The 24,269-nt window shown below is 28.0% G+C and carries 18 protein-coding genes; 15 read left to right on the forward strand and 3 right to left on the reverse strand.

Translation table 4 applies throughout. The annotated features are described in order from the left end of the window. Window positions 1–56: 56 nt before the first annotated feature. From prfA to AC0B4N_RS02665, 8 genes are all read left to right on the forward strand, one after another. Window positions 57–1,136 carry a peptide chain release factor 1 gene (gene prfA, locus AC0B4N_RS02630; protein ID WP_465102311.1) on the forward strand — a complete coding sequence of 360 codons (1,080 nt, stop codon included), beginning with the start codon at window positions 57–59 and terminating at the stop codon, window positions 1,134–1,136. Next, window positions 1,136–1,849: a peptide chain release factor N(5)-glutamine methyltransferase gene (prmC, locus tag AC0B4N_RS02635; RefSeq protein ID WP_465102312.1), complete on the forward strand. Its 714-nt coding sequence runs from the start codon at window positions 1,136–1,138 to the stop codon at window positions 1,847–1,849. The genes prfA and prmC overlap by 1 nt, the downstream gene beginning before the upstream one ends. A 95-nt stretch (window positions 1,850–1,944) precedes the next feature. After that, entirely contained in the window at window positions 1,945–4,413 is a 2,469-nt protein-coding gene (locus AC0B4N_RS02640; protein WP_465102313.1) for a putative immunoglobulin-blocking virulence protein, read from the forward strand. Between the two features lie 164 nt (window positions 4,414–4,577). Next, window positions 4,578–4,970 (forward strand): hypothetical protein, encoded by a 393-nt coding sequence (locus tag AC0B4N_RS02645; protein ID WP_465102314.1) that lies wholly within the window; start codon window positions 4,578–4,580, stop codon window positions 4,968–4,970. A gap of 111 nt (window positions 4,971–5,081) precedes the next feature. Continuing rightward, on the forward strand, window positions 5,082–5,762 hold the full coding sequence (locus AC0B4N_RS02650; protein ID WP_465102315.1) for an IS30 family transposase: 681 nt from the start codon (window positions 5,082–5,084) through the stop codon (window positions 5,760–5,762). 301 nt (window positions 5,763–6,063) lie between these two features. After that, window positions 6,064–7,323 (forward strand): S8 family serine peptidase, encoded by a 1,260-nt coding sequence (locus AC0B4N_RS02655; RefSeq protein ID WP_465102316.1) that lies wholly within the window; start codon window positions 6,064–6,066, stop codon window positions 7,321–7,323. Between the two features lie 14 nt (window positions 7,324–7,337). Then, on the forward strand, window positions 7,338–7,823 hold the full coding sequence (locus AC0B4N_RS02660; RefSeq protein WP_465102317.1) for a hypothetical protein: 486 nt from the start codon (window positions 7,338–7,340) through the stop codon (window positions 7,821–7,823). 25 nt (window positions 7,824–7,848) lie between these two features. Then, entirely contained in the window at window positions 7,849–8,607 is a 759-nt protein-coding gene (locus AC0B4N_RS02665; RefSeq protein ID WP_465102318.1) for a hypothetical protein, read from the forward strand. A 101-nt stretch (window positions 8,608–8,708) separates the two neighbouring features. Here the strand turns inward: AC0B4N_RS02665 and AC0B4N_RS02670 are convergent, their stop codons facing one another. Together AC0B4N_RS02670 and obgE are read right to left on the reverse strand one after the other, a co-directional pair. Further along, the gene (locus tag AC0B4N_RS02670) at window positions 8,709–10,439 is read right to left on the reverse strand and encodes a GIY-YIG nuclease family protein (protein WP_465102319.1); all 1,731 of its coding nucleotides are present in this window, start codon (window positions 10,437–10,439) and stop codon (window positions 8,709–8,711) included. Window positions 10,440–10,477: 38 nt separating this feature from the next. Further along, window positions 10,478–11,743 (reverse strand): GTPase ObgE, encoded by a 1,266-nt coding sequence (gene obgE, locus AC0B4N_RS02675; RefSeq protein WP_465102320.1) that lies wholly within the window; start codon window positions 11,741–11,743, stop codon window positions 10,478–10,480. Window positions 11,744–11,870: 127 nt separating this feature from the next. On the opposite strand from obgE, the gene leuS reads away from it, so the two are divergent. From leuS to AC0B4N_RS02710, 7 genes are all read left to right on the forward strand, one after another. Next, a complete protein-coding gene (gene leuS, locus AC0B4N_RS02680; protein ID WP_465102321.1) occupies window positions 11,871–14,258 on the forward strand; it encodes a leucine--tRNA ligase in 2,388 nt (795 codons plus the stop codon). Between the two features lie 6 nt (window positions 14,259–14,264). Next, window positions 14,265–14,993, forward strand: coding sequence for a type III pantothenate kinase (locus AC0B4N_RS02685; protein ID WP_465102322.1), 729 nt, complete (start codon window positions 14,265–14,267; stop codon window positions 14,991–14,993). A 39-nt stretch (window positions 14,994–15,032) separates the two neighbouring features. Then, complete coding sequence (gene trpS / locus AC0B4N_RS02690) at window positions 15,033–16,043, forward strand: tryptophan--tRNA ligase (protein WP_465102323.1); 1,011 nt, start codon at window positions 15,033–15,035, stop codon at window positions 16,041–16,043. After that, complete coding sequence (gene thrS / locus AC0B4N_RS02695) at window positions 16,030–17,775, forward strand: threonine--tRNA ligase (RefSeq protein ID WP_465102324.1); 1,746 nt, start codon at window positions 16,030–16,032, stop codon at window positions 17,773–17,775. Before trpS ends, thrS begins: the two co-directional genes overlap by 14 nt. Then, entirely contained in the window at window positions 17,775–18,233 is a 459-nt protein-coding gene (locus tag AC0B4N_RS02700) for a hypothetical protein (RefSeq protein ID WP_465102325.1), read from the forward strand. Before thrS ends, AC0B4N_RS02700 begins: the two co-directional genes overlap by 1 nt. 338 nt (window positions 18,234–18,571) lie before the next feature. Continuing rightward, window positions 18,572–20,623 (forward strand): S8 family serine peptidase, encoded by a 2,052-nt coding sequence (locus AC0B4N_RS02705; RefSeq protein ID WP_465102326.1) that lies wholly within the window; start codon window positions 18,572–18,574, stop codon window positions 20,621–20,623. Next, on the forward strand, window positions 20,616–21,404 hold the full coding sequence (locus AC0B4N_RS02710; RefSeq protein ID WP_465102327.1) for a hypothetical protein: 789 nt from the start codon (window positions 20,616–20,618) through the stop codon (window positions 21,402–21,404). Before AC0B4N_RS02705 ends, AC0B4N_RS02710 begins: the two co-directional genes overlap by 8 nt. 54 nt (window positions 21,405–21,458) lie before the next feature. On the opposite strand, the gene AC0B4N_RS02715 is transcribed toward AC0B4N_RS02710, so the two are convergent. Further along, window positions 21,459–24,257, reverse strand: a complete 2,799-nt coding sequence (locus tag AC0B4N_RS02715; RefSeq protein ID WP_465102328.1) for an MYPU_1760 family metalloprotease — start codon at window positions 24,255–24,257, stop codon at window positions 21,459–21,461. Window positions 24,258–24,269: the final 12 nt, after the last annotated feature.

Genomic DNA, 24,269 nt, shown 5'->3' on the forward strand with positions numbered 1-24,269 from the left:
AACAATTTAATTTTAACATAATTTATAAATCTTTATTATGGTAAAATTAAAACACTATGGAATTAAAGATGTATAGTTCATTGCAACAAATTAAAGCAAAATATGATCAACTTAAATCTGAGTTAGTCAACCCGGATGTAATTAATGATATTAAAAAATATAATAAAATAAATAAAGAACTTAACTCAATTAGTGATATTGTAGAAACCTTTAATAATTATTTAAATGCTGAATCAAATTTAAAAACTGCTAAAGAATTATTAACTTTAGAAAAAGATCCAGATTTAATTGAGTTAGCAAAATTAGAAATTCAAGAAAATGAGGCTAGTTTAAAACAATTATCAAGCGAACTAAAAATTCTTATCTTACCAAAAGATGAGAATGATGAAAAAGATGTGATCGTTGAAATAAGAGGCGCAGCTGGAGGTGATGAAGCAAATATTTTTGCAGGTGATCTTTATAAAATGTATTCAAAATGAGCTGCACAAAATAATATGAAAATAGGTATCTTAGAATCATCAAGTGCTGAATCAGGAGGTTTTACATTAATTACTTTTTCAATTAAAGGAGAAAAACCTTACTCAAAATTAAAGTTTGAATCTGGGGTGCATAGGGTGCAAAGGGTTCCAGTTACCGAAACTAAAGGTAGAATTCATACTTCTACTGCAACAGTAACTGTTATGCCTGAAATTGATGAAGATATTGATATTCAAATTAAAACTGAAGATATTAGGATTGATGTGTTTCGCTCAAGTGGAAATGGTGGGCAGTCTGTTAACACGACAGATTCAGCTGTAAGAATTACTCACTATCCAAGCGGAATAGTTGTTTCATGTCAAGAAGGTAAAAGCCAAATTCAAAATAAAGAAATTGCATTGCGGATTTTGAAATCTAAATTATATGATTTAGAATTACAAAAAAAACAAGCAGAAGAATCTGGTTACCGCAAGTTAGCTGGCTCTGGAGCCCGTAGTGAAAAAATTAGAACATATAATTACCCACAAGATCGTGTCACTGATCATCGTATCAACTACTCAAGTTCATTAACTTCAATTATGAATGGTAAACTAAATGCTATAATTGAGGCATTATTGACCGAAGAACAAAATTTAAAATTACAGGATTCTAATTTTTAATGCCAACTAAAACAGATTTATTATTAGAAAAAAGAAGATATAATCTTAAACAAACTATATCTTCTTTTGAAGAAGAATTACTAAATAAAGGAATGCCAGTTCAAAAAATTATTGGTTATATTGAAATGGCAAATGTTAAAATTGATCTTTCACATAATGTCTTAATCCCTCGTTATGAAACTGAAGAACTTATTTTACAAGTTTTAAATGATCATACTAGTTCTTCTAATATAAAAGCACTTGATTTATGTGCAGGATCAGGTTTTATTGGCCTTGCTTTAAAAAAAGCTAGGCCAATATGGGATATTACATTAAGTGATATTTCAGTTGAAGCAATCAAACAAACTAAAATTAATGCTCAAATAAATGATTTACATGTTAATACTTATCAAAGTGATTTATTTAAAAATTTAAGTAATAAGCTTTTTGATTTAATTGTTTGTAATCCACCATATTTATCACGTGATGAAAAACTTGATAAATCTGTTTTAAATTTTGAACCTCATAATGCATTATTTGCTAATGATGATGGCCTTGAATTTTATAAAAAGATTATTAACCAAGCTCCTAATTATTTAACTAAGAACGGATTAATTTATTTTGAAATTAATCCGTTACATTATGATTGGTGGGTAAGTTTAACAAATAAATACCATATTGAAATAATCAATGATATTGCAAATTTACCTAGAATAGTTAAATTGAGATTTTAAAATTAATATATTTATATATATTATTCTGGTATAATATAATGAGAAGTAAATAAAAGAAAATAATGTATAAATATTTATATAAGTAAAGGAAGTATATGAAGTTTAGAAGAAAACATAAAATAGGTTTATTAGTTGTATCCGGTGCTCTTGGAGCAACTACTATTTTTACAACTATTCAATCATTACAAATTGATGCTCAAAATAGATACAAGTATAACATCCAACAAGGAGTTAATACTTTTTTAGATAACGATAAAGCTGATCCAAAGAATTCACTCCCAAATGCTTTTGATGATAATTTAGATCGCAAACCAGAAGAAATTAAACCAACTCCACCCTTAGAAATTGACAAACCAGTTATAATTGTTCAAGATCCTCCGAAGATTATTGAAGATCCTAAAGAAGAAATTAAAGAAGAGACAAAACCTGAAGATCCTCCAAAAATTGAGGATGATGTTGTGCCAGTACCTGCCCCAGTTCCTCCAGTTGAAGAACCAGTTCCGGCTCCTCCTGAGGCTCCTGTGCCAACTCAACCAATTAAAGTTGAACCAGAGCCTAAACCAGAACCTAAACCTGAGCCCGAATATCAAAGAGTACAACGTAGAGAAAAAAGAGAAATTAACCAAGGTGGAATTAAATATCTTGCCGAAATCGATGTTTTAAATCCGCCTAAGGATGAAAAATATGATATAAATAATGGAATTGCCAACCGTATTCCATACCAAAATGAGTTTGAAGAGATTGTATCAATTACTGGTGCTTTAACTGAAGAAAACATTCGTCTTAGTGGTGTTATTGCTGCAAGAGGAGCTAAGAAAAATGATTATATTTTTCAGAATAAGGGTGTTGGTTATTATGATTTATTCCACGATGAAAATCAAGACATTGAAAATTTAAATGCATACTTAGCTGGAGATGGAGGGGCACCTGAGCAATTAGGTAATTTATGAGCACGTTATGAAAGATTATTGCAAAATAAAGAATTATTAAGAACGTTTGTTGATCCAACTGGTTTAGCCAACTTTGACAGATGGTGAGATGATCCAAAAATAGTTGAATGAAAACCATATAGATCAAATGATAAAATTCGTGTTCCGTATGGTAGATTACTTTTATTAATGCACATTGACCAAAGCAAAATTACTAAAGTTAGTGCAGAGGTGCAGCGTCAATTACAAAATGGTTTTGTTATTCCAGAGGAATACACCCAAACTTGAGTAAATGAAAAAGGTGAATGAGAATCATATACTTTTAGCCCACCAATTAATAATGTGCAACGTCGTTACACTGAAGATAATAAATTTAAGAAAGTATTAGGTAATAATTCGCAATGGCCAACTAGAAATTCAGATGATATTAAACGTGGTAAATATTACAATTGAGATGATCGTATTTTAAATCAAGAATTTATTAATAAAGGATATGGTGATTTAATAGGTGGTTTTTACGGCATCACAATTACTAAATATACAAGACGCGAGGAAATTCAAGGTGTTAACCGTACAGAAGCAACAGTTGTTGAAATTGATGTTGAACAACCAAAAGCTTACCAAAATGCACTTGCTTTAATTGAAAGACTGAAAAAAGATGGTTATGAAATTACTGGATACCGTTTCAAAAATATTGGTTTAGTAGGTGCAGATCAAAATATGGATAAAATTTTTGCTGCTTTACCTACAAAATTACCTTTATTAGAATTATTCTTTGCATCTAAGAATACTTCTGCAATTAGGTTTATTAAAGATAAAGAAATTGATGAGCTTGCAATGTATACGGACCAAAAATTAAATGGTAATGCTAACGATTGAGCAATTAACCCTTGAGCTTTAAATAAAGTTGCTTGAGTAAATATGAATGATTACAATGTTAACTGAGCATACTTAAATAGTCAAGAAAGAATTTATACTCGTATTACCTTTGATAATTTATCATTTGATGAAGAAGATGTTAAAAATGAAAAAGGTGATTATGACCTTAAGAAAGTTAACTTAGGTTTAAGAATGGCATATTGAACCAGAAACAATGAACGAATTTTCCAAGGTGGTTGAGGTAGTGGAACTAAACCTGATTCTGGAAGAGACGGAAACTCATGGCCTCTTGGTGTAGATTTTAGCTATGCTCCAAGTGTTAAAACTTTAGCTGGAATGCAGTTCCACGATATTTTAGGCAATAATTCCTCAAAACGTAGATTAAAACGTATTAAACTTTACAATAATTCTGATACTTGAGAAGTATCAGCTGCCGAAATGAACGTGGCTCAATTTAGCGAGATTTTAATCACTGAAGGTCCACAAACTCCTGACGATCGCTCAAAAATCTTCTTTAGTAATGGCAAAAGTACTAAGAAAATTAAATTCTTCTCACTTGATAAAACTAATGGCGATACATTAACTGGAGCTGGTATCGCTAACTTACGTACATTAATCAATTGAAGCGACGGAACTTTTAATTCAAACACAGAAATTATTGTTGAAACAGGACAAAATAAAATTCTTCAAGCACTCAAAGGTGCCGGCTTTAATGCCCGCTTTGAAACTGATGATGATCAATATGAAGTAATTTAGTAAATAAAGATCTAAAATATCTGGAAATATTTCCAGATATTTTTTATTTATTAATTGGAAATGTCACATGCAAGTTTTTTGCATGTGACATTGTTTTTGTCTGCCTTGTAATAAAATAGTTGTATTAATAAATTTTAAAAAATGAAAGGAGACTTTAAAATTATATGAAAAATTTAGAAAAATATATTTGTGTTTTTGACAAATGTCGAAAAGAAAATAAATATCAACATTTTAAAATTGAAGAGAATTACAACACTATCTTGAAAATGCAAGGAGCACTTGGGACACAACGAAAATTACGATCAGATCAAATCGATCTAGAGCAACTTTATAATATTTTACAAGAACTTTCTGAAGGCTTCTCAATCCAAGAAGTAGCCAAGATTTTTAACAGAGACATTCGAAGTATAAAAAGCAAAATTAAAATTATTACAAATCGCAGACCACTTAGTTTAGATAAACACAATCGCTATGTTTGTCCTAAGTGTTCAAAAAGAGTAATGCGTGTTAAAACCCTTAATTTTAGCAAACTATATGAACATTTATTAGGCTATTAGTTTTCGCGACTCTTTTTTGTAAGTGATACAATTAAAGAGAAATGAAAGGCCTACAGAAAATATTGGTATAGTGAGCTTAATACATACAATAAAAATAGAAATAAAAAGAATTTGCAGCAAAAAGAAGTTAAGAAATCAGTTACCTATCTTGTTAATTGTTTTAAAAAATTCTCCCCTGATGAATTTGCTCCTTCACCTAGTACAATTTATAAAATAATCAAAAAATACCCTTATTTCCTTGACTTTGACCATATTGTTAAAAAATCTGAAGGCAAATATGGCATAAGGAAGAAGGAGCAAACCAAACCTAAAACATTAAAATATGCAACAGAAATTTCAAAACGTCCAGCTTATATTAATGATCGCTCTGAACATGGCCATTTTGAATTAGACACCGTTATTGGCAAAATCAATGATACCTATTGTATTGTAACCATAATTGAACGGCAAACCAGAATGTCTTATGCTATGCTCTCAAAACGCAACTCCAAAGCTATAAAACAAACTCTTCTAAAACTAATCAAGAAACATAACTTAGACATTAAAACTTTAACAGTTGATAATGGTAGTGAAAATGTCTTATTGCACCAGGTAATTCCAACTGAAAGATTATTTAAATGCCAACCATATAGTTCATGACAAAAAGGTTCAATAGAAAATATGCACCGCTTAATTAGGTATTACATTCCCAAAGGAAAAAGCTTAGATAAATACTCTCAGCAAGAAATTGATTATATGATGGATAAAATAAATAACTATCGGCAAGTTGTCCGGAAATATAAGATAACCTAAGAAATTTTTAATCCCCCGCCTTTGATTGCAATCAAAGGGGCCTTACTTTTGACAAAAGTAAGCAAAACCGACGAGAAAACACTGCCGTGTTTTCTGTTTTCTCATACATTTTTTTATCTAAAAATTATGTTAAAATTAAAAGACAATTATTTTGTTAACATCTCGCAAGTGACTTTTCCAAAAAACAATATATTTTTTTATATATATAATTTTATTATAAATACCAAAAAATGGTATAATTAAAATGCCTTAGATTTTTTAAGGCAAAAAATTGATAATACTTAATGAATAGGAGTTATATATGTACACAAAAAAACTTAAAAAAATATTTATTGTTTCGTCTATAGCAGCATCCGCAATTCCATTAGTTGCCATAAATGGAATCTATACTGTAAATAGTCCGAATACTATTATAACAAATAATATAAAAATTCAAAATATTAATTTAGAAACTGCATTTGTTACTAATAGTGATGCAAATTCAAAGACCTATACAATTAACTTTGGTGTTAATAGGTTAGAAGTTTTTACAAAGTTAAACCAGAAACAGACTGATTTAATTAAAAACTTTATTCATAACAATATTGATCAAAATTTACCGGTAAAATATGATGAATTTACGGGAGTTTTATCAATTGCTTATTTAAAAAATACAAATCATGAAAAATTAAATAACTTATTAATTAGTTTTTTAGATAAACACAATATCGAATATCGTAATATTTATAAGTTTAATACAAATACACAATATGAAGATTTCCAAATAAACAAACAAAATGAGAACTTCATGGAATCTCAAAGTTATTACCCTGGTGGGCGTTATAATTTTAATAACTTTAAGCATGAACTGCAAAACGAAAAATTATTTTCATTTGTCGGCTTGGATCAGTCCACTAGACAAAAACATTTTTATAATTATATTGATAGAAAAGTTAACATAGGTGTTTTAGAATATGAAGGAGTCGTAGAAGTACACTCAAAAGCATTTGAGTGAAATCAAAAATATGGTAATGGAATTAGTTGGAGAAACGAACCATTTTACTATGAGAAGTGGTCAAGACATGCTACCCAAGTATCGGAATTAATAGCTGGTAAAAAGGGGATTAATCAAACAGCTGGTATAGTTTCTGTTGAAGTGAATTTATATTGAAACGGCCTTTCTGGTGAGTTTAATTATTTGCTTCAACACACAAATATTGTAAATAATAGTTGAAATATTTGGAAGGAATTTACATTATTTTTAAGTTTTCTTCCTGGATACTTAGATACCTTAATATTTGAGAATCCAGAATTAATAAATGTTATTTCAGCTGGAAACCAATATAATAAAAATTCCAAGGAGATTTTCGGATTAACATTATCAAAGAACAGTATTATAGTCGGTGCTACAAGTGACGCAAGCCTTGAACAAAAATCAAATTATAGCCAAATAGGAAATAATTCGAATTATATTTCAGTAGTAGCCCCTGGCGGTGAATATACATTTACTGACGAATCGATACATGACGGTAAAAAAACAGGTTATCAAAATAGAGGTACGAGTTTTCAGCACCAGTTGTAACGGCAATCGCCGGGATGTTAAAACAAAAATACCCACACAAATTTGATCTTGGTTCTGATTCTATTATCTTCAAATCGGCACTAATAACAGGATCAAGAAAACCTGCTGGTGTAAATTCAATTTATACTGATGAAACTGGTTATGGTATACCACAATATAATAAAATTGAAGAAGCAATGCAATCTTTAATTGTCATTAAAAATGTTAATAAGAATAATCCGCCCTATTTAAATTCTCGACGTATGTATTTTAAAAAGGGCGATAAGATAAGAGCTTCCTTAGCTTTTTTACATAATAGATTGGGCGATAAAACTGACATAGATTTTAAAATTAAAAGTCAATCTGGGTATCAATTAGCTATTTCTAATTTTGGTAATAGAAACATTGAAGTAATTGAGTTTACCGCCCCATCAGATGGTTATTATATACTGGAAGCATATCCATATAAAATGGAACAACAAAATGTAGAAGTTGCAATTACATATGTGAAACAAAACTAAGAAAAAAAAGTTTATAAAGTATTTTTTGGTAACTTTTATCCTAGCTATTTTACCTGCATCTTTGCTTGGAGTTTACTTTTATGAAGTTAAAACAATTGAAAAATCTCGTTTAATTTCTGAGCATACATATTGAAACAATGATAAAAATGCTTGGACCAAAGAAGGTGTAAGTCCGAGACTATTTGTTATAGATGAAGATAAAATCCTAGATAAGGATAAGAAAAGTTATTCTAGATGAAAAGAAAATAGTCAAGAAAATGAATTTAATTATCTTTCTAGTGACATTGCATATAAATATTTTAACAATATTAATTATGATGATGTAAATAAACTAAAATGACAAACAGACAATTTAAAACTAACAAGCTATTTAATAAAAAATCAAAAACAATTTATTCAGTTATTACAAAAACATAATCCAAGAAAATACCAAAATAAAGAAAAAATAATTCAAGAACATATTGGCTTATTAGATAAAGTTAATTTTGATACACAAGATATTGTAATTTTAAATAATTATTTATATAAAAAAATTTCAGAATCAGATAACAGAGAAAAAGGTTTAAATATCAAAAGCTTTGCTTTTGATAAGGCAGCACAGCAACTAAATATTAAATTCAATTTTAATAATAGTTATCGATTCTTCTTATTTCATTCAGACAAAAAATTAGGTGGAAATGCATCTGTTGGAGCTGACGATTGGTTTAAAACTTATTTTTTAATTATTGATAAAACAAACATTCAAAATGTTTATGATTTAAATATTAATTTTGAATATGAATAATATCTTAGTAATAAGAAAAATTGAACGATTGGAGCAAATAGACATAACAATATTCAGAAGTATCTGAATATTGTTATTCTTTTACTTTCTTATAATAGATATTATTTATTTTCAAAATATTCTTTAATTTTTAATGCTAACTTATTCCCAACAACATTGGCTATTTCTGATATTGGTGCATTTTTTATTTTTTTGATATTAGAAAATGCTTGCAGTAATTTATTTTCTATATTTTTACCAATCCCAGGTATTTGCAAGAGTAGTGAATTGCTAATTTTGTTGTTACGTGTTTTATTTAAATATTCTTTTGCTTTTTTATCTACTAAGAACTGAATATTGCTTAAAAAATTGAAAGTACTAATTGATACTTCTAAAGTTATATTTTGATCATTAATAACTTTACTTGTTTGATGCTTTTGGTTTTTAACTAAACCAATTACCTTATTGTTAAAATTATAATTTTTTAAAGCTTCTTTAATTTCGTTAATTTGACTAATCGCTCCATCAGCAACAAAAAGATCATTTTGATTAATTTTATCTTGATTTACTTTTAAAAATTGAAGTGTATTTAAATACATATATTTTAAATCATCTTCAGTACTAAATTTTTGAATATCTTTTTCCAAAGACCATTTAAATACTTTTGGTTTTGAGCTAGATTTTAAGTTAAAACTTAATACAACACCCACTCCATCTTTTGACTTTTCAAATGAATTATCAAAGATATAAATATTTTGGATTAAATCTTGATAGCCTAACTTAAGGCTTAATTCTTGTAAAATATTTTCATTTATATTTAAACCTAAGGATTGATATTTTTCTTCAATATTATCTCTTAAGTTATTTAAAATTTTTTGATTTATACCAACTTTTGGATAACTAATTATTTTCTGCATTTCATTATTTATAATTAAGTCTAAAGATTCTAATTCATTATTTAAATAAAGTTTTTTAGGGATAATTTTATCTTTATAATAATTATTTAAAAAGTATTCTAAAAATTCTTGTAACAATCCATTAAATTCATAATATTTAATACTTATATTTGTAACTATCCCATAATTATATGTTTTGAGAGCTACAAATATTAATTGATTAATTTGTTTAACATAAATATAATCAATTAAACTAATTTTATGAATTTCTGTAACCTGAGGCATTTTTGTTTTAATTAAAAAATCTTGTGCTTTTTTATACATTAATGCATTTTGAAAATCTAATTTAGATGCAAACTCATTTTCTAATTCTTGTAATTTTTGATTAAAATTATTATTTTTAAATTCAAAAATACTTTTTATTTCGTTGAATATATTTTTGGCTTCTTCTAAACTTTGGCTAGTAATCAAAAATCCGTTTTTATAGGTATAAATGCTCTTAAGTGCGTTAATAAAGTTTTTATGATCATCATTATAAAATAAAGGTCCAAAATAATAATTTGTATCAGGATCATTATTTTTAAATACTTTTGAACTAAAACTAAAATTAATTAAATTCTTTTTATTAATACTTATTTTAATATAAGGATTTTTTTGGGAATTTACAAGCTTAATGTTATATTTTGGTTTATACTCTTTAATCATTTTCTCTTCAAGATGTAATGCATCACGCTCATTAAGAGTATAAACCATTTCAAAGTCTGCTAATTCTTGAAACATTTTGGTAGTTTTATATGAATTCTCAGATCCTTGTAAATATTGTTTTAATCTTTTTTTAATGTTTTTTGCTTTTCCAATATAAATAATATTACCAGTTATATCTTTTCATAAATAAATTCCTGGTTTATTTGCTACAGTATTCACTTTCTCATGTAATTCTAAAGAAAAATCATTCATAATAAAATTATACAAAAAACAAAGCATAGCTTTGTTTTTTATGATTCATTTTCTCATTCAAATTCAAACCCGTAAATTGATACAGTATCACCCGGGGTTATATCTCTTTTAATTAATTCATCTCAAACACCCATTTTTTTAAGAATATTATTAAAACGAACTAAATTATCATAAGTATTAATTGGAATTTTATTATATAACTCTTCAACTTTTTTACCGCTTATTATAAAATGTCCCTTATAAGGGCTTGCAATTTTAAAATCTGGTTCATATTCAATAACTTTAATTTTTTCTTTTGTTTTTTCGATAGTTGCATGTGCATAGTGCTTAACTAAATTTGCTAATTTAACTTTAACTATTTCAAGGTTTTGCCTAAAAATAGCTGAAATTTCAATGATTTCTATATCTGGGTATGTTTGTTTAAATTTGGCAATATTATCTTGAAAAACCTCCATATCAGATTTATTTGCAATTACAATTTGAGGTTTTTCTTCCAGTTTTAAATTATAAGAACTAAGTTCATTATTAATTGTTTGATAATCAATGACAGGATCTTTATCAACTGATCCAAAATCAATAATATGAGCAATAATTCGACATCTTTCGATATGTTTTAAAAATTGTATTCCTAAACCTTTTCCTAGTGAAGCACCTTTAATAAGCCCTGGTAAATCAGCAATTGTAAATGAATCATCGTGATATTTAACCATTCCAAGTTGAGGAACTAAGGTAGTAAATTCATATTCAGCTACTTTTGCATTTGCATTAGAAATTGCATTTAAAAAAGTTGATTTACCAGCAGAAGGTTTACCAACTAACCCAACATCAGATAAAATTTTTAAAACTATTTTAGCCTCATATTTTTCCCCAGGCATCCCATTTTCAGCTATTTTAGGTGCGGTGTTTTTGGCTGTTTTGAATTTATTATTACCCCGTCCCCCTTTTCCACCATTTGCTACTAAATATGGTGTATTTGCCTCAATTACGTCTGCAATTAATTTTTCACCATTATATACTAAAGTTCCAATTGGAACTTTAATGTAGGTATCTTTAGCATTAGCTCCATACAAGTTTTTAGGGCCTCCATTAACACCATCTTCTGCTTTAATATGTTTATTTTTATAAAAACTTAGTAAAGTATTTTTTCCATGGTCTCCTACAAAATAAATATGACCACCACGGCCTCCATCACCCCCATCAGGCCCGCCTTTATCTACGTGGGCTTCACGGCGGAAAGAAATCATTCCATTTCCACCTTTACCGCCTTGTAATGAAATTGTTATTTCATCAATAAATCTTGCCATTTGTTTCTCCTTACATAATATGATATCAACTTTGTTAATTTATTTAATTATACATATAATATCATATTATATATTATTTAAGTTATATATTATATATATAGTTATTTTAGGTTATAATTAGTTAACTATGTATAAACACAAAGAAGTTGAACAAAAATGGCAAGCAATTTGAGAAAAAACTCAAGCTTTCAAAACAACAAATAATCATGATAAGAAATTTTATGCTTTAGATATGTTTCCATATCCTTCAGCAGCAGGACTGCATGTTGGTCACCCTGAAGGTTATACAGCTACTGATATTGTAGCTCGTTATAAACGTTTAAATGGTTTTGATGTGCTTCATCCAATTGGGTGAGATGCCTTTGGTTTACCCGCTGAACAATATGCCTTAAAAACTGGTAACCATCCAGCAAGTTTTACACAAGATAATATTAAAACTTTTAAAAAGCAACTTAAAAGTCTTGGAATGTCATTTGACTGAGATAAAGAAATTGATACGACTGATCCAAAATATTACCAATGAACACAATGAATTTTTAAAAAGTTATACGAACAAGGCCTTGCCGAAATTAAAGAAATTGATGTTAACTGGTGCGAAGAACTTGGGACTGTTTTAGCTAATGAAGAAGTTATAACTGATGAAAATGGTCAACGAGTTAGTGAGAGAGGCAATTTCCCAGTTATTCGCAAACCAATGAGACAATGAGTCTTAAAAATCACTGCATATGCTGAAAAACTTTTAGAAGGATTAAAAGATGTTGATTTTTCAGAATCACTAAAAACATTACAAGAAAACTGAATTGGAAAATCTGTCGGACATATTGTTAAATTCAAATTAGAAAATTCAGATGATTTTATTGATGTTTTTACCACAAGAATTGATACAATTTTTGGAGTAAGTTTTTTAATTGTTGCGCCCGAACATGATATTATTAAGAGAGCTAAAAACCAGAAAGAAGTAAATGAATTCTTAGAATATTCTAAAACAATTAGTGATCGAGACAGGATTTCAAATAATAAAGAAAAAGTAGGTGTATACACTGGTTTAAATGTCATTCATCCAATTACTCAGGAAGTTTTACCAATTTGAACATCTAATTATGTTTTAAATACTTATGGAACTGGGGCAATTATGGGTGTTCCATCTGAAGATGAACGTGATCAAGACTTTGCTACTAAATATAACTTAGATGTACCTTCGATTCTTCCAACTAAAAACTTTGGGATAATTGATTTAGTTAATTTTGAAAAGCAATCTAAACAAGAACGGACAATTTTAGTTTTTAATTTATTAAAAGAACAAAACTTAGCACAAAGTCAAATATCATATAAACTAAGGGATTGAATTTTCTCGCGTCAAAGATATTGAGGAGAACCTTTTCCAGTTTACTTTGATGAAGATAACAATATTTACTTAGAAGAAAATATTGTTGAATTGCCATATATGGAAAATATTAAACCATCACTAATTGGTGAATCACCACTTGCTAATAATAGAGAATGGTTATATTTTGAACGTAATGGTAAAAAATATCGCAGAGAAACAAATACCATGCCGCAATGGGCAGGTAGTTCATGATATTTCTTAGCCTATATTTTAAAAAATTCAGATGGAACATATTTAGATATCCAAAGTAAAGAAGCATACCAAAGATTTCAAAAATGGCTTCCCGTTGATTTATATATCGGTGGACAAGAACATGCTGTTGGGCACTTAATCTATTCTAGATTTTGACATAAATTTTTATATGATATAAATATTTTGCCAGTCTCTGAGCCTTTTATGAAGGTAGTTAATCAAGGAATGATTTTGGGACCTGATGGGCAAAAAATGTCTAAAAGTAGGGGTAATGTCATTAACCCAGATGATATTGTTAATGAATATGGTGCTGATACTTTACGGGTTTATGAAATGTTTATGGGCCCATTAACTGATACTAAAGAATGAAGTGTGAGTTCAATTAAAGGTATTCGTAAGTGGTTAGACCGTGTTTTTGTGATTATTGAAAAATTTGCTTTAAATCCTACTTTAATTGATGATTCATATGAAGATGAAGAATTTAATTCAGTATGACAAGCAACAATTAAAGAAGTAACCGAAGCAATAGATCAATTAAAATTTAATATTGCAATTAGTAAACTTATGGTCTTTATCAATGCTTTATATAAAGTAACAAAATTAAATAACCTTCAACCTTTAGTTGATTTCTTGATTATGCTCTCAACACTAGCTCCACATATTTCTGAAGAATTATTAGAACTTTTAGACAAAAAACAAATAAAAGACCAAATTTGGCCTTTATATAATCAATCACTAATCAAAGAATCAATAGTTAAAGTAGTTGTGCAAGTTAATGGAAAAGTTCGTGCTATTATTGAAAAAACTGCGGATATAGATGATCAGCAAATTATTGCTTTAGCTCAAAACCATCCAAATGTACAAAAATTTATAGAAGGTAAAGAAATTAAACACAAAGAATTTATTAAGGGTAAAATTATCATTTTTAATGTTTAATCAATAATGATTTATTTAGATTTAGGTAATACAGCTTTAAAAATAGGTTTTCAAACACAAGATAATAAAACAATTGTGAAGGTTTTAAATGTTAAATTAATTTCATATAAATTAATTAAAGAAATCTTGGATAATTTTAGTCATAAAATAAAAAAAGCATGATTATGTAGTGTAAATTTAAAATATACAAATAAATTAATAAACATTATAACAAGACTAAAAATTAAGATTCAGTTAATTAACCATCAATTTATATTTAAAAACCTTACTTTAGAATTAAACCCTTTAATTAACTTTAAAGAAGTAGGAATTGATATTTTATTAAATACTTATTTAATTGCCAATAAGTATCAATCTGCTATTTTAGTTTCCCTTGGCAGCGCAACTGTTATTACCCAAATTATTGATAAAACTCTTGAAGGAGTAATCTTACTTCCGGGTATTAAGCAAGGTGTAAAATCATTCTTTGAAAATATTTCATTAATAAATAAGCAAGATTTAAATTATCAAATAGCAAAATCATTAGCTACTAATACTAAAGATGCATTATCAATTGGTATAATTAATGGTAATTATTACGGTATTATCGGTTTGATAAATGATATAAATAGAATAAATTTTCCAGTTTTTTATACTGGTGGTGATTTAAAATATTTTCAAAAATTCAATTTAACCAATATTATTTTACATAGTGTAATTGAAGCAATGATTTTAATTGCTTCAAAATATACTTAAAATATTTTATTATTAAAAAACTTTTTAATATGGAGGATTATGAAACGATTAGTAAGTGGTATTAAGCCAACTGGATCCCTAACATTAGGTAACTATATTGGGGCTATCAAAAACTTTGTAAAATTGCAAAATGAGTACGAATCCTACATCTTTGTTGCTGATTTACATTCTTTAACAACTGGTAAAGTTAACCCTAATGAATTAAAGGGTGCTCGAGAAGCCATAGTCGCTTTATATGCAGCTTGTGGCCTAGATTATGAAAAAAATGCAATTTTTTACCAATCACAAATTTTAGAACATGCTCAAATGCAATGGTTATGTAGCTCTGAAACTACTTTAGGTGAATTAAAGCGTATGACACAATTCAAAGATCAAGCCTCAAAATTAAAGCAAGCTAATGGTACTAAAAAAATCCCAACTGGTTTATTAACATACCCAGTTTTAATGGCTGCTGATATCTTACTGTATAATCCTGATGTTGTACCAGTTGGAGAAGATCAAATTCAGCATTTAGAATTGACCCGAAATATTGCACAAAGATTGAACAAGAATTACAAAACGAACCTAAAAATTCCTCAAGCAATTTTGCCTAAAATTGGAGCCAAAATTAAATCATTAACTGACCCAAATGCAAAAATGTCAAAAAGTGAAAGGGGCACTAAATCAACTATTTATTTATTAGAAGATCCCCAAAGCGCTTATAATAAAATTTTAAAATCTGTCACAGATTCAGAAAATAGGATCTATATTTCGGAAGCTAAACCTGGTATTTTAAATTTATTAAATATTTATGCTTCACTTAATGATTTATCTTTAGCAGAAGCTGAAGAGAAATTTAAAGATGCTAATTACAAAGACTTTAAAGAAGCAGTTGCCCAAAGTGTTAAAGATTTATTAAGCCAAATTCAAAGCAAATACCAAATTTATTTACAACAAGTTAACCATATTACTAAATTAGGAGCTTTAAAAGCTCAAAAAATTGCAAAACAAACTATAAATAATTTACAAAACAAAATAGGACTTTACGGAGGTGAAAATGAAAGCAAATAAACAATTAAACCATACTACATCACATTTACTAGCTGCTGCTATTGAAAGATTATATCCTGGCGTAAAACTGGGATTTGGACCAGCAACCGAAGAAGGCTTTTACTATGATTTTGAATTTATTGACCCGCTTAGTGATACAGAACTAACTAAAATTGAAAAATTAATGAAAAAACTTGCTTCACGTAATTTAGTTATGAAGCAAGTAAGCATTGATGAATATAGTTTTGAAAATAAACCATATAAAAAAGAATTATATGATGAATTAGTAAAGCAAAATAAAACCATTACTTTTTATTCACTAGTAGATCCTCAAAATAATGAAGTTATTTTCACAGATCTATGTGCTGGGGATCATGTTCAAGATACCAAACATATTAAACATTTTAAATTACTTCATTTAGCTGGAGCATATTGACGTGGCAATTCTGATAATATTCAATTAACTAGAATTTATGGAACTTCTTGAGAATCAAATGCTGAATTAGAAGAATTTTTAGCAATTTTAAAAGATCGCAAGGAACGAGATCACCGTAAAATTGGTAAAGAAATGAAATTATTTACGTTTAATAAGTTAGGTGGACAAGGTTTACCTTTTTGGTTAGAAGATGGAATGTACATTCATAATGAAATTAAAAACCTAGTATTACAAAAAGATCGTGAATATGGTTTTACTGAAGTTTTAACACCTCATTTTGGAGAAGAAGAGCTTTACCAAATTTCAGGTCATTTAGCTCATTATAAAGATGATATGTTTAAACCTATTGTGGTTGAAAATGAAAGGTTAATTCCTCGTCCAATGACATGCCCACACCATATTTTATGTTATAAAAGTGAAAAGCGTTCATACCGTGATCTGCCAATTCGTTACTCTGAGCAATCTCAACTATATCGCTATGAAAAATCAGGTGCTTTAACTGGTCTTGAAAGAGTGCGTGGTATGCTGTTAACTGAAGGGCACTTATTTGTACGAAAAGAGCAAATTTCTGAAGAATTTAAATTAATGTATCAACTTATTAAAGAAACTTTAGAATCTTTTAACATCCAAATTAGTTATGTTTCTTTATCATTAAGAGATCCGGAAAATAAAGATAAGTATTATGATGATGAGATGATGTGAAATGAAGCTGAAACACAACTTCGCAATGTATTAGATGAATTAAATGTAAAATATGAAGCAAAATTAGGTGAGGCGGCTTTTTATGGTCCTAAAATGGATATTCAAATTTATACTGCATTAGGACACGAAATCACAGTTTCAACCTTACAATTAGACTTTTTATTACCTAAAAAATTCGCCATGAGTTTTATAAATAAAAATAATGAAGAAGAAACACCAGTATTAATTCATCGTGGCTTAATTGGAACTTATGAAAGATTTGTTGCAATTTTATTAGAACAAACTAAAGGTGTATTACCATTTTGACTTGCACCAAAGCAAATTACAATAATTCCTGCCACAAACTTTGATGAAGATGTTCAATATGCTAAGTTAATTAATACTAAACTCTTTAGCCTTGGATTTAGGTCAAAAGTAAATTTATCTGCAGAACGTTTAAATAAAAAAATTAGAGAGGCACAAATTTCTAAATCAAAAATCCAACTTATTTTAGGTGAAAAAGAACGATTTTCAAACACCGTAACTTATCGCGAATATGGTAAAGATAATTCTACTACACTCCCATTAAATGAATTTATAGGTTATATTACTGATTTAAAGGTAAATAAAAAATAATGTTAAAAAAAACAAATCCACAAAAACAATGAAACAAAATATTTTTTGTTACCTTTTTTTTAATGACAATTGCTACTTTATTAATAAGTGACAAATTAATTCCTTGACAAATAATTTTTAATTCTAGTTATGAATTAAAAATTCCTTATCGTATTCTTCTTAGTTTTTTGTATACAGCGGGCTTTTTAGTAAGCAGTTTTCTACTCGCTTACTACAATAAATTAAAAGTTATTTATTTACAAATTATTGCTTTTATAATTGGCGTTACAATGACATTATTTTGAATGCCCTTATACAAACCCACTGACAAAGAACCGATACTAATTTGAACTTGATATAAATATGATATTATTACAGTTTTTGCAATTTATATTTTTATCTTTGCCCTTGTAAAATATTTAGCAACCTTTGAAAATATTAATAAATTAAGAGCAAAATATAGTAAAAATAACAATTAAATAATCAACAATCAATAAAATGATTGTTGATTATTTTTTATACAAATATTTATAGGTTTAATAAATATTATGAAATTTTAGTAATCTACGAGGTTGTTTTATGTATCACGAAAATAATTTATTTAGAAGTTAGATGTCACTATAATTTTTGATTTGCTTTTTTTTAATAAAAATGCTAAATTTTTTTTATCCGTGTTACACATAATCATAAAATGAAAAGCGGTACAATATGGTATAATTATTATGGAGGATAAAACTTATTGCAACACTATTTTATTAATATACTACTTATATATTAATTACTCCATTAAATCTTTATAAAAAAATGAGGTAAAATTATGAAAAAAAAACAATTCAAAAAATTCATTATATGGCCATTGGTTACATTTAGTAGCGTTGTTACATTAGCTTCAATAGCGCCATATAATAAAATCAATAAAAATATAATTTGATATGAAAACATTTCTAATAAAAAGTTTGAAATTAGGGAACAAATTTATGATACTGAATCGTTCAATAATGGTCAAGTTTTAAAAATTCCAGTAGACAATAATTTTGAATTAAAGTTATTGTTAAACCCCGGGTTTGAACTGGACAACGTAGATTTTATACAAAAATTCAACAAGCACTTTGTTGAAAAAGTATCTAGTAAGGGCTTAAAATTTACTAGTTCTATTCAAAGCAAAATAATGCCAATTATTTACTTTTACTTTGAAACCGAAAAAGATCGCGAAGATTTTGCAAATAAAATTAAAGATTTAGAGGAAATTGTTCGGGTTATTGTTTTTAAAAATGAAGTTAAATCAGAAAGTTATTGGGCAAATAATACAGGATTTGAATATTACCGTAAAACATATTCAAACCTTAACATAGCTCCAACAAAATCTATGAGTGATTTTAAAAATTCGATTACCAAAAATATCGCAATTATTAAAGCTGAAGCTGCAGGAATGTATCATCATAAAGTTGGTAAAATAGGTATTTTAGAAGTCGGTGAGAATAAATATGATTCTAAATATTCTGAATTCTTCAAAGGTGGAATAAAAGTTAATGAATCTGGACTATCTAAACCATTAGAAAATGATAATGATGAGCATGCGACTAATGTAGCTATGATTGCTGGAAGCCAATTTGGTGTTGATAGAAAGTCAACTATTTATCTTTCTAAATACAATACACGCGGGGAATGACAATTTGCAATTGAAAAAATGGTTTTGGAAGATGGTGTAAGAATTATTAACCACAGTTATGGCGCGGACATACTAGACCTAAATAATTATTATAGACTATATGATGATGACTCATATTATTTAGATTATATAGCAAGAAAATATGGTGTTATTAACTTAATTTCTGCTGGTAATGATGGTCATAATCCTATCCACCAAATCACTCAAAAAAAATTATCATTTAATTCAATTGTTGTTGGAGCATTAGGTATTAATGCAAACCCAGATAATATCGATAGAAATAAGGCAATTTACTATACAAACTATAAATTAAACAGCAAGTATTCTGATTTAGCCAAACCATTAATTATAGCACCTGGCGTTTTTTATAATATGTATTATGAAACTTGAATGAAGAAAGAAGAAAAATTATATGCTCATGGCACAAGTTTGGCAACTCCACTTATCACTGGACTTGTTTCGAATTTTTTAAAATTATATCCAGGAATTGATACTAGTGAATTTAGAGTACCAATTATAAAATCTATTTTATCTGCTTCAGCAGTCACTCCGCGCTTAACTGGACTTAACTATAAAAGTAGTGGCTATGAACAAAAATATGGGGCTGGAACTCCCGATGGTATTAAAATGAATGAAGCAGCTCGAAACTATAGAACTATAAAAACAAACCCTAATAACGGAAGTGGCACAATTTTTACAAGTGGATCAATTTATTTAGGTGCTAACCAAACCATAAAAGTTTCAAGTTCGTGGTTATTTAATGCAGGTATTTTAAATACACCCGAAAAAAGACCTCAGAAAAAACAAACAAATTGATGAAATTCATTTTTTAGCTTTTTTTCTTCTGCAAAGCAAAGAGAACAAGAATTAGAGAATCGTAGAATTCAAGAACAACAAAGAATTTGAGACAACACACACCATAAAAAAAGCGAAAACCAACTAACTTTTAATGAGGCATGAAAAAAACAAGACGGAAAGTGGTTTACAAACTATGACTTGAGCCTTGAATTCCAAGAACCTAATGGCAAATGAGTAAATATAAAAAGTGTTAAAACAATAAATAGTAACGATGAACTTATTGAATACAAAGCTGCAAAACCGGGATTATATAGATATGTTATTAAAAAAGTTGGATCTATAAATTTTAATAACTTTGTTGATGACTTAGTTGCAGTTACTCATGTGGTAAGAAATGACTAAAATCAAAAAAATATTAATTTGAGTCAGTGGCATTGTATTTCCTCTTAGTTCTTTATCTTGTTCACCCATTGATTCTGAACCCAATACTCAAGAAGACCATAACAGGTTTAAAACTGAGTTAGAAAATAAAGTGTATGAAATTCATGGCCAAGTTCGAGCAAAACTAAACACCATAGGTTCTGTTAATAGTTTATATGTACCATCAATATCTTCTTATAAACAAAAAATTGATAAAAAAAATGGCTCTGGATATGAATTTAAGTTTTTTAACCATGTAACTAATCCACTTTATGGCACGCAAGATACAAGTAAACTTATTAAAATATCTACAAAAGATGAATTTGAGAATCTAATTATAAAAAGATATCGAGATTTACATACTCTAGAAAACTATAAGCCTACACATGCAGAAATTATATCTGAATTTGAAAAATCTTTTTTAAATTATAAAAACATTTATCAACATCTTGAAAATAATGATCTTTATATTTTATATGCTCATCATAGCGGTGCATTTTACTATCTTGCTGCTCCATTTATAACTGAAGATTCAGTAGAATTAACATTACTTATTAATAATCTTTCAGGTTATGTAAATACCATCAGAAAAAGTGCTCAAGCATGAAAAGTTTTTAGTTTACCAAAGAAACAAAATTTTAAGCTAAATACTTATTTTATTGATAATAAATTTACCCATAATATGCCCCTTGAAAAAGCGAATGAATATTACGGAAAACTCAATAAATGATACAGGGAGGAATTTATAAAATATTACAAATAATAGTGATTCTATAAAAAACATTTGCAATTAAAATTGCAAATGTTTTAATATCTATTATTGCTTAATTTGTTTCAAAGTAGTTAATCCATTTTCACTTTGAATTAAGAATTTTTCAAATTTGCTATAAGTAGCATTAGTAGCCCTTTGAGTTGTTACTGCTCTTTGAGTTGGGAGAGTTATTTCTTGCTCAATTAATTCATCATTGGTTGCTTTACCATCATTATCCTTATCAATTCATAAATGGATAGTTGAATTATCTTTAACATCAATAAATTCTTTAGTTATATAACTTAAATAATTTGCACTATATCCAACATCATCAGGATAAATACGTTTATTAATTTGAGTTTGGCGGTCTTTTGTAATTTTTAAATTTTGATCATCTGCTATTTCATAAAGAGAAGCACCTTCATCATAATTAGACTTACCAAAAAAGTTAAAAGCATTGCTATAGTCAAATTTAACCTGGTTATAAATCTGATCATTTGTTTTTAAAACTAAACCATCTACTTTTTTACTAGAGTCAATAAAACCACTAAATCTAAGCAATGTAGGGTAGCTAGTACTTGTCATTTCTAAGCCTTGTTCGCTATTTGAGGTTTCACTATAAGTATAAATTTGACTTATTGTTTTAGCATGTCCCATGGTTTCTAAGAATAATTTATAAAATTCATTAGCTCTATTTTTAGTTTTTTCAGCTGGTAATTCAGTGATTTGATTTATCTCATTTAAATACCTAAATTTATTAATATCAAATATAGAATTAGGCATAGCAGTGGCATTAAACTTAGGAGAATTATCGTAAAGATTAACACCTTCACCGTTTTGAAATCAACCTTGCCTGATTGGTGAATCAAAATTGTTCAAATAAGTATGGGATCAATCTTCAGCATTCCCTGATGGTGAAAAAGAACCAGAAACATAACCACTAGAATCTATATTGAAATATCAAGCACCAAACCAATTCACTGAATTTGGTTTGGTTTCTTCATTCAGATATGATTTATTTTGATCATTAATAGAAAAGTATGATTCATAAGCATACTTAGTGTATTCGCGAGGCACTAATTCAGTTAAGGAAAAGGTATATTTTAATCTTGGGGTGTATGTGTAAAATGAACCACGGGGTGAAAAGAATAGTGGAGTTTCAGAAGTTGGATAATTTTTTAAATGGTTTGGAGTTTCTAATTCATTTGCTAAACGCCAAAGGTCATTTACAGATAAATTTTGGAAAAGTAAATAATCTTTTATTTCATCAGGAATACCAAACTTTTTCAATATCTCTGGATTAATATAACCTTTTTTATCTATATCATAATTTAATAAACTATAAAAATTAGCGGTAAAATATGAGTTTCAAAATTGTCTTGCTCCGTGTGAATGTCCATCATTTGTATTATTTTGTGGAGGATTATAATATATTTCTGTCGTTTGGCGTTTGTTTAAGTCTTTTGCTACTTTATTTTTCACATCTATTTTAGGATCTTCGATTAGTCCAATTTCAGCATAAATACTTGCTCAGTGGTGCATGTATTCATGGAAGATAGTTGGCATTAAAAAACCAATAATTTCATATAAATCAAATTGCTTATTTTGAGCCCCCAAACCATTCACGAAGATTCTGCGGGAATCAGGCATGTATAATCCATTGGCATTTTCATCAATAGCTTTATAATCATTTAAGATAAGTGCCTGTAAATCTTTGATTTCTTGACCATAAGGAATTTTACGTTTAAATTCATGAACTAACATTAGCAAACCTTGTTTACCAAGTAGATAATTATATGTTTTTCCATCATCATTTGTATAACTATATTCTCGAAAGATAAGTTCAGTCTCAGGATCAAGATATTCAAGAAAGGGTTGTTTACCCCTGGTTTTTTCTTCTACTTTATCAAGGCTTGTATAAATGCTTTCATTTAGTTTTGTTAAGGATTGTTGTTTTTCTTCATTAGTAATATTAGCAGTTAAAAATACTTCATTTTCTGAAATAGGTAAAAAGTTATGCAATGGAATTAGTGGTTTTGCTTCATGTATTAATTTAGAAGGATCCTCTGATTCCTCTTGGCCCTTATATGCATTATTATCAATGGTGTTGTCACCAGTTGCTTTATTTTCATTAATTCTTTCTTTTTCAGTATTAATTTGATTAGTATTAGTTGAATCGCTATTACTAGCTTGGGTCTTACCCCCGGATTTATTATCATTTGGTTTTGAACCTTCTTGTGCATCTGATCCAATATTAGTAGGTGGTGTAGGTTGTTGTTCCACTTTTTCTGAATTATCTGAACCACTTGGTAAATTATCAGTACTATTGCTAAGTTTTTTGTCTTTTGGTTGTTTTACATTATTTCCAGGATCTTCTATTTCCGGATCACTAGTTCCTGGATTAGAAGGCGGATTATCTTTACTTGGTGGATTAGGATTTACTGAGTCTTCTTGTTCTCTATTTTCAATAGGTGGATTTACAGTTACTGCATCAGTTAAGGTTGTAAATGGAAGTTTAACATTAAACGATGTGTCATTGTTTACCTTAATGGTATCTAATAAATATGTAGTTCCTTTTGTTAAGCCAGTAATAGTAATTTTATATTGATTATCAGCTGGTTTACTTAAACTTGAAACTGTAAAATTATGAACAATATCATTAATTTTTACATTAAGTTGGTCATTTCCTTGCATGTTAGTTATTTTAAATGCGAATTCAGCACTTGTTTGAGTTACTGTAATTTCACTAACATTTTTAAAATTAAATACTCTTTTAGCAGGTTGCTTTTCATTACAAGATACAGCTGCAATTGTCGAAATAGCAACTAAGTTAGTTGTCACTAATAAAAATTTATGTAATTTCATGATATTTCCCCG

The sequence above is a fragment of the Mycoplasma sp. 13536 genome, assembly GCF_055523495.1.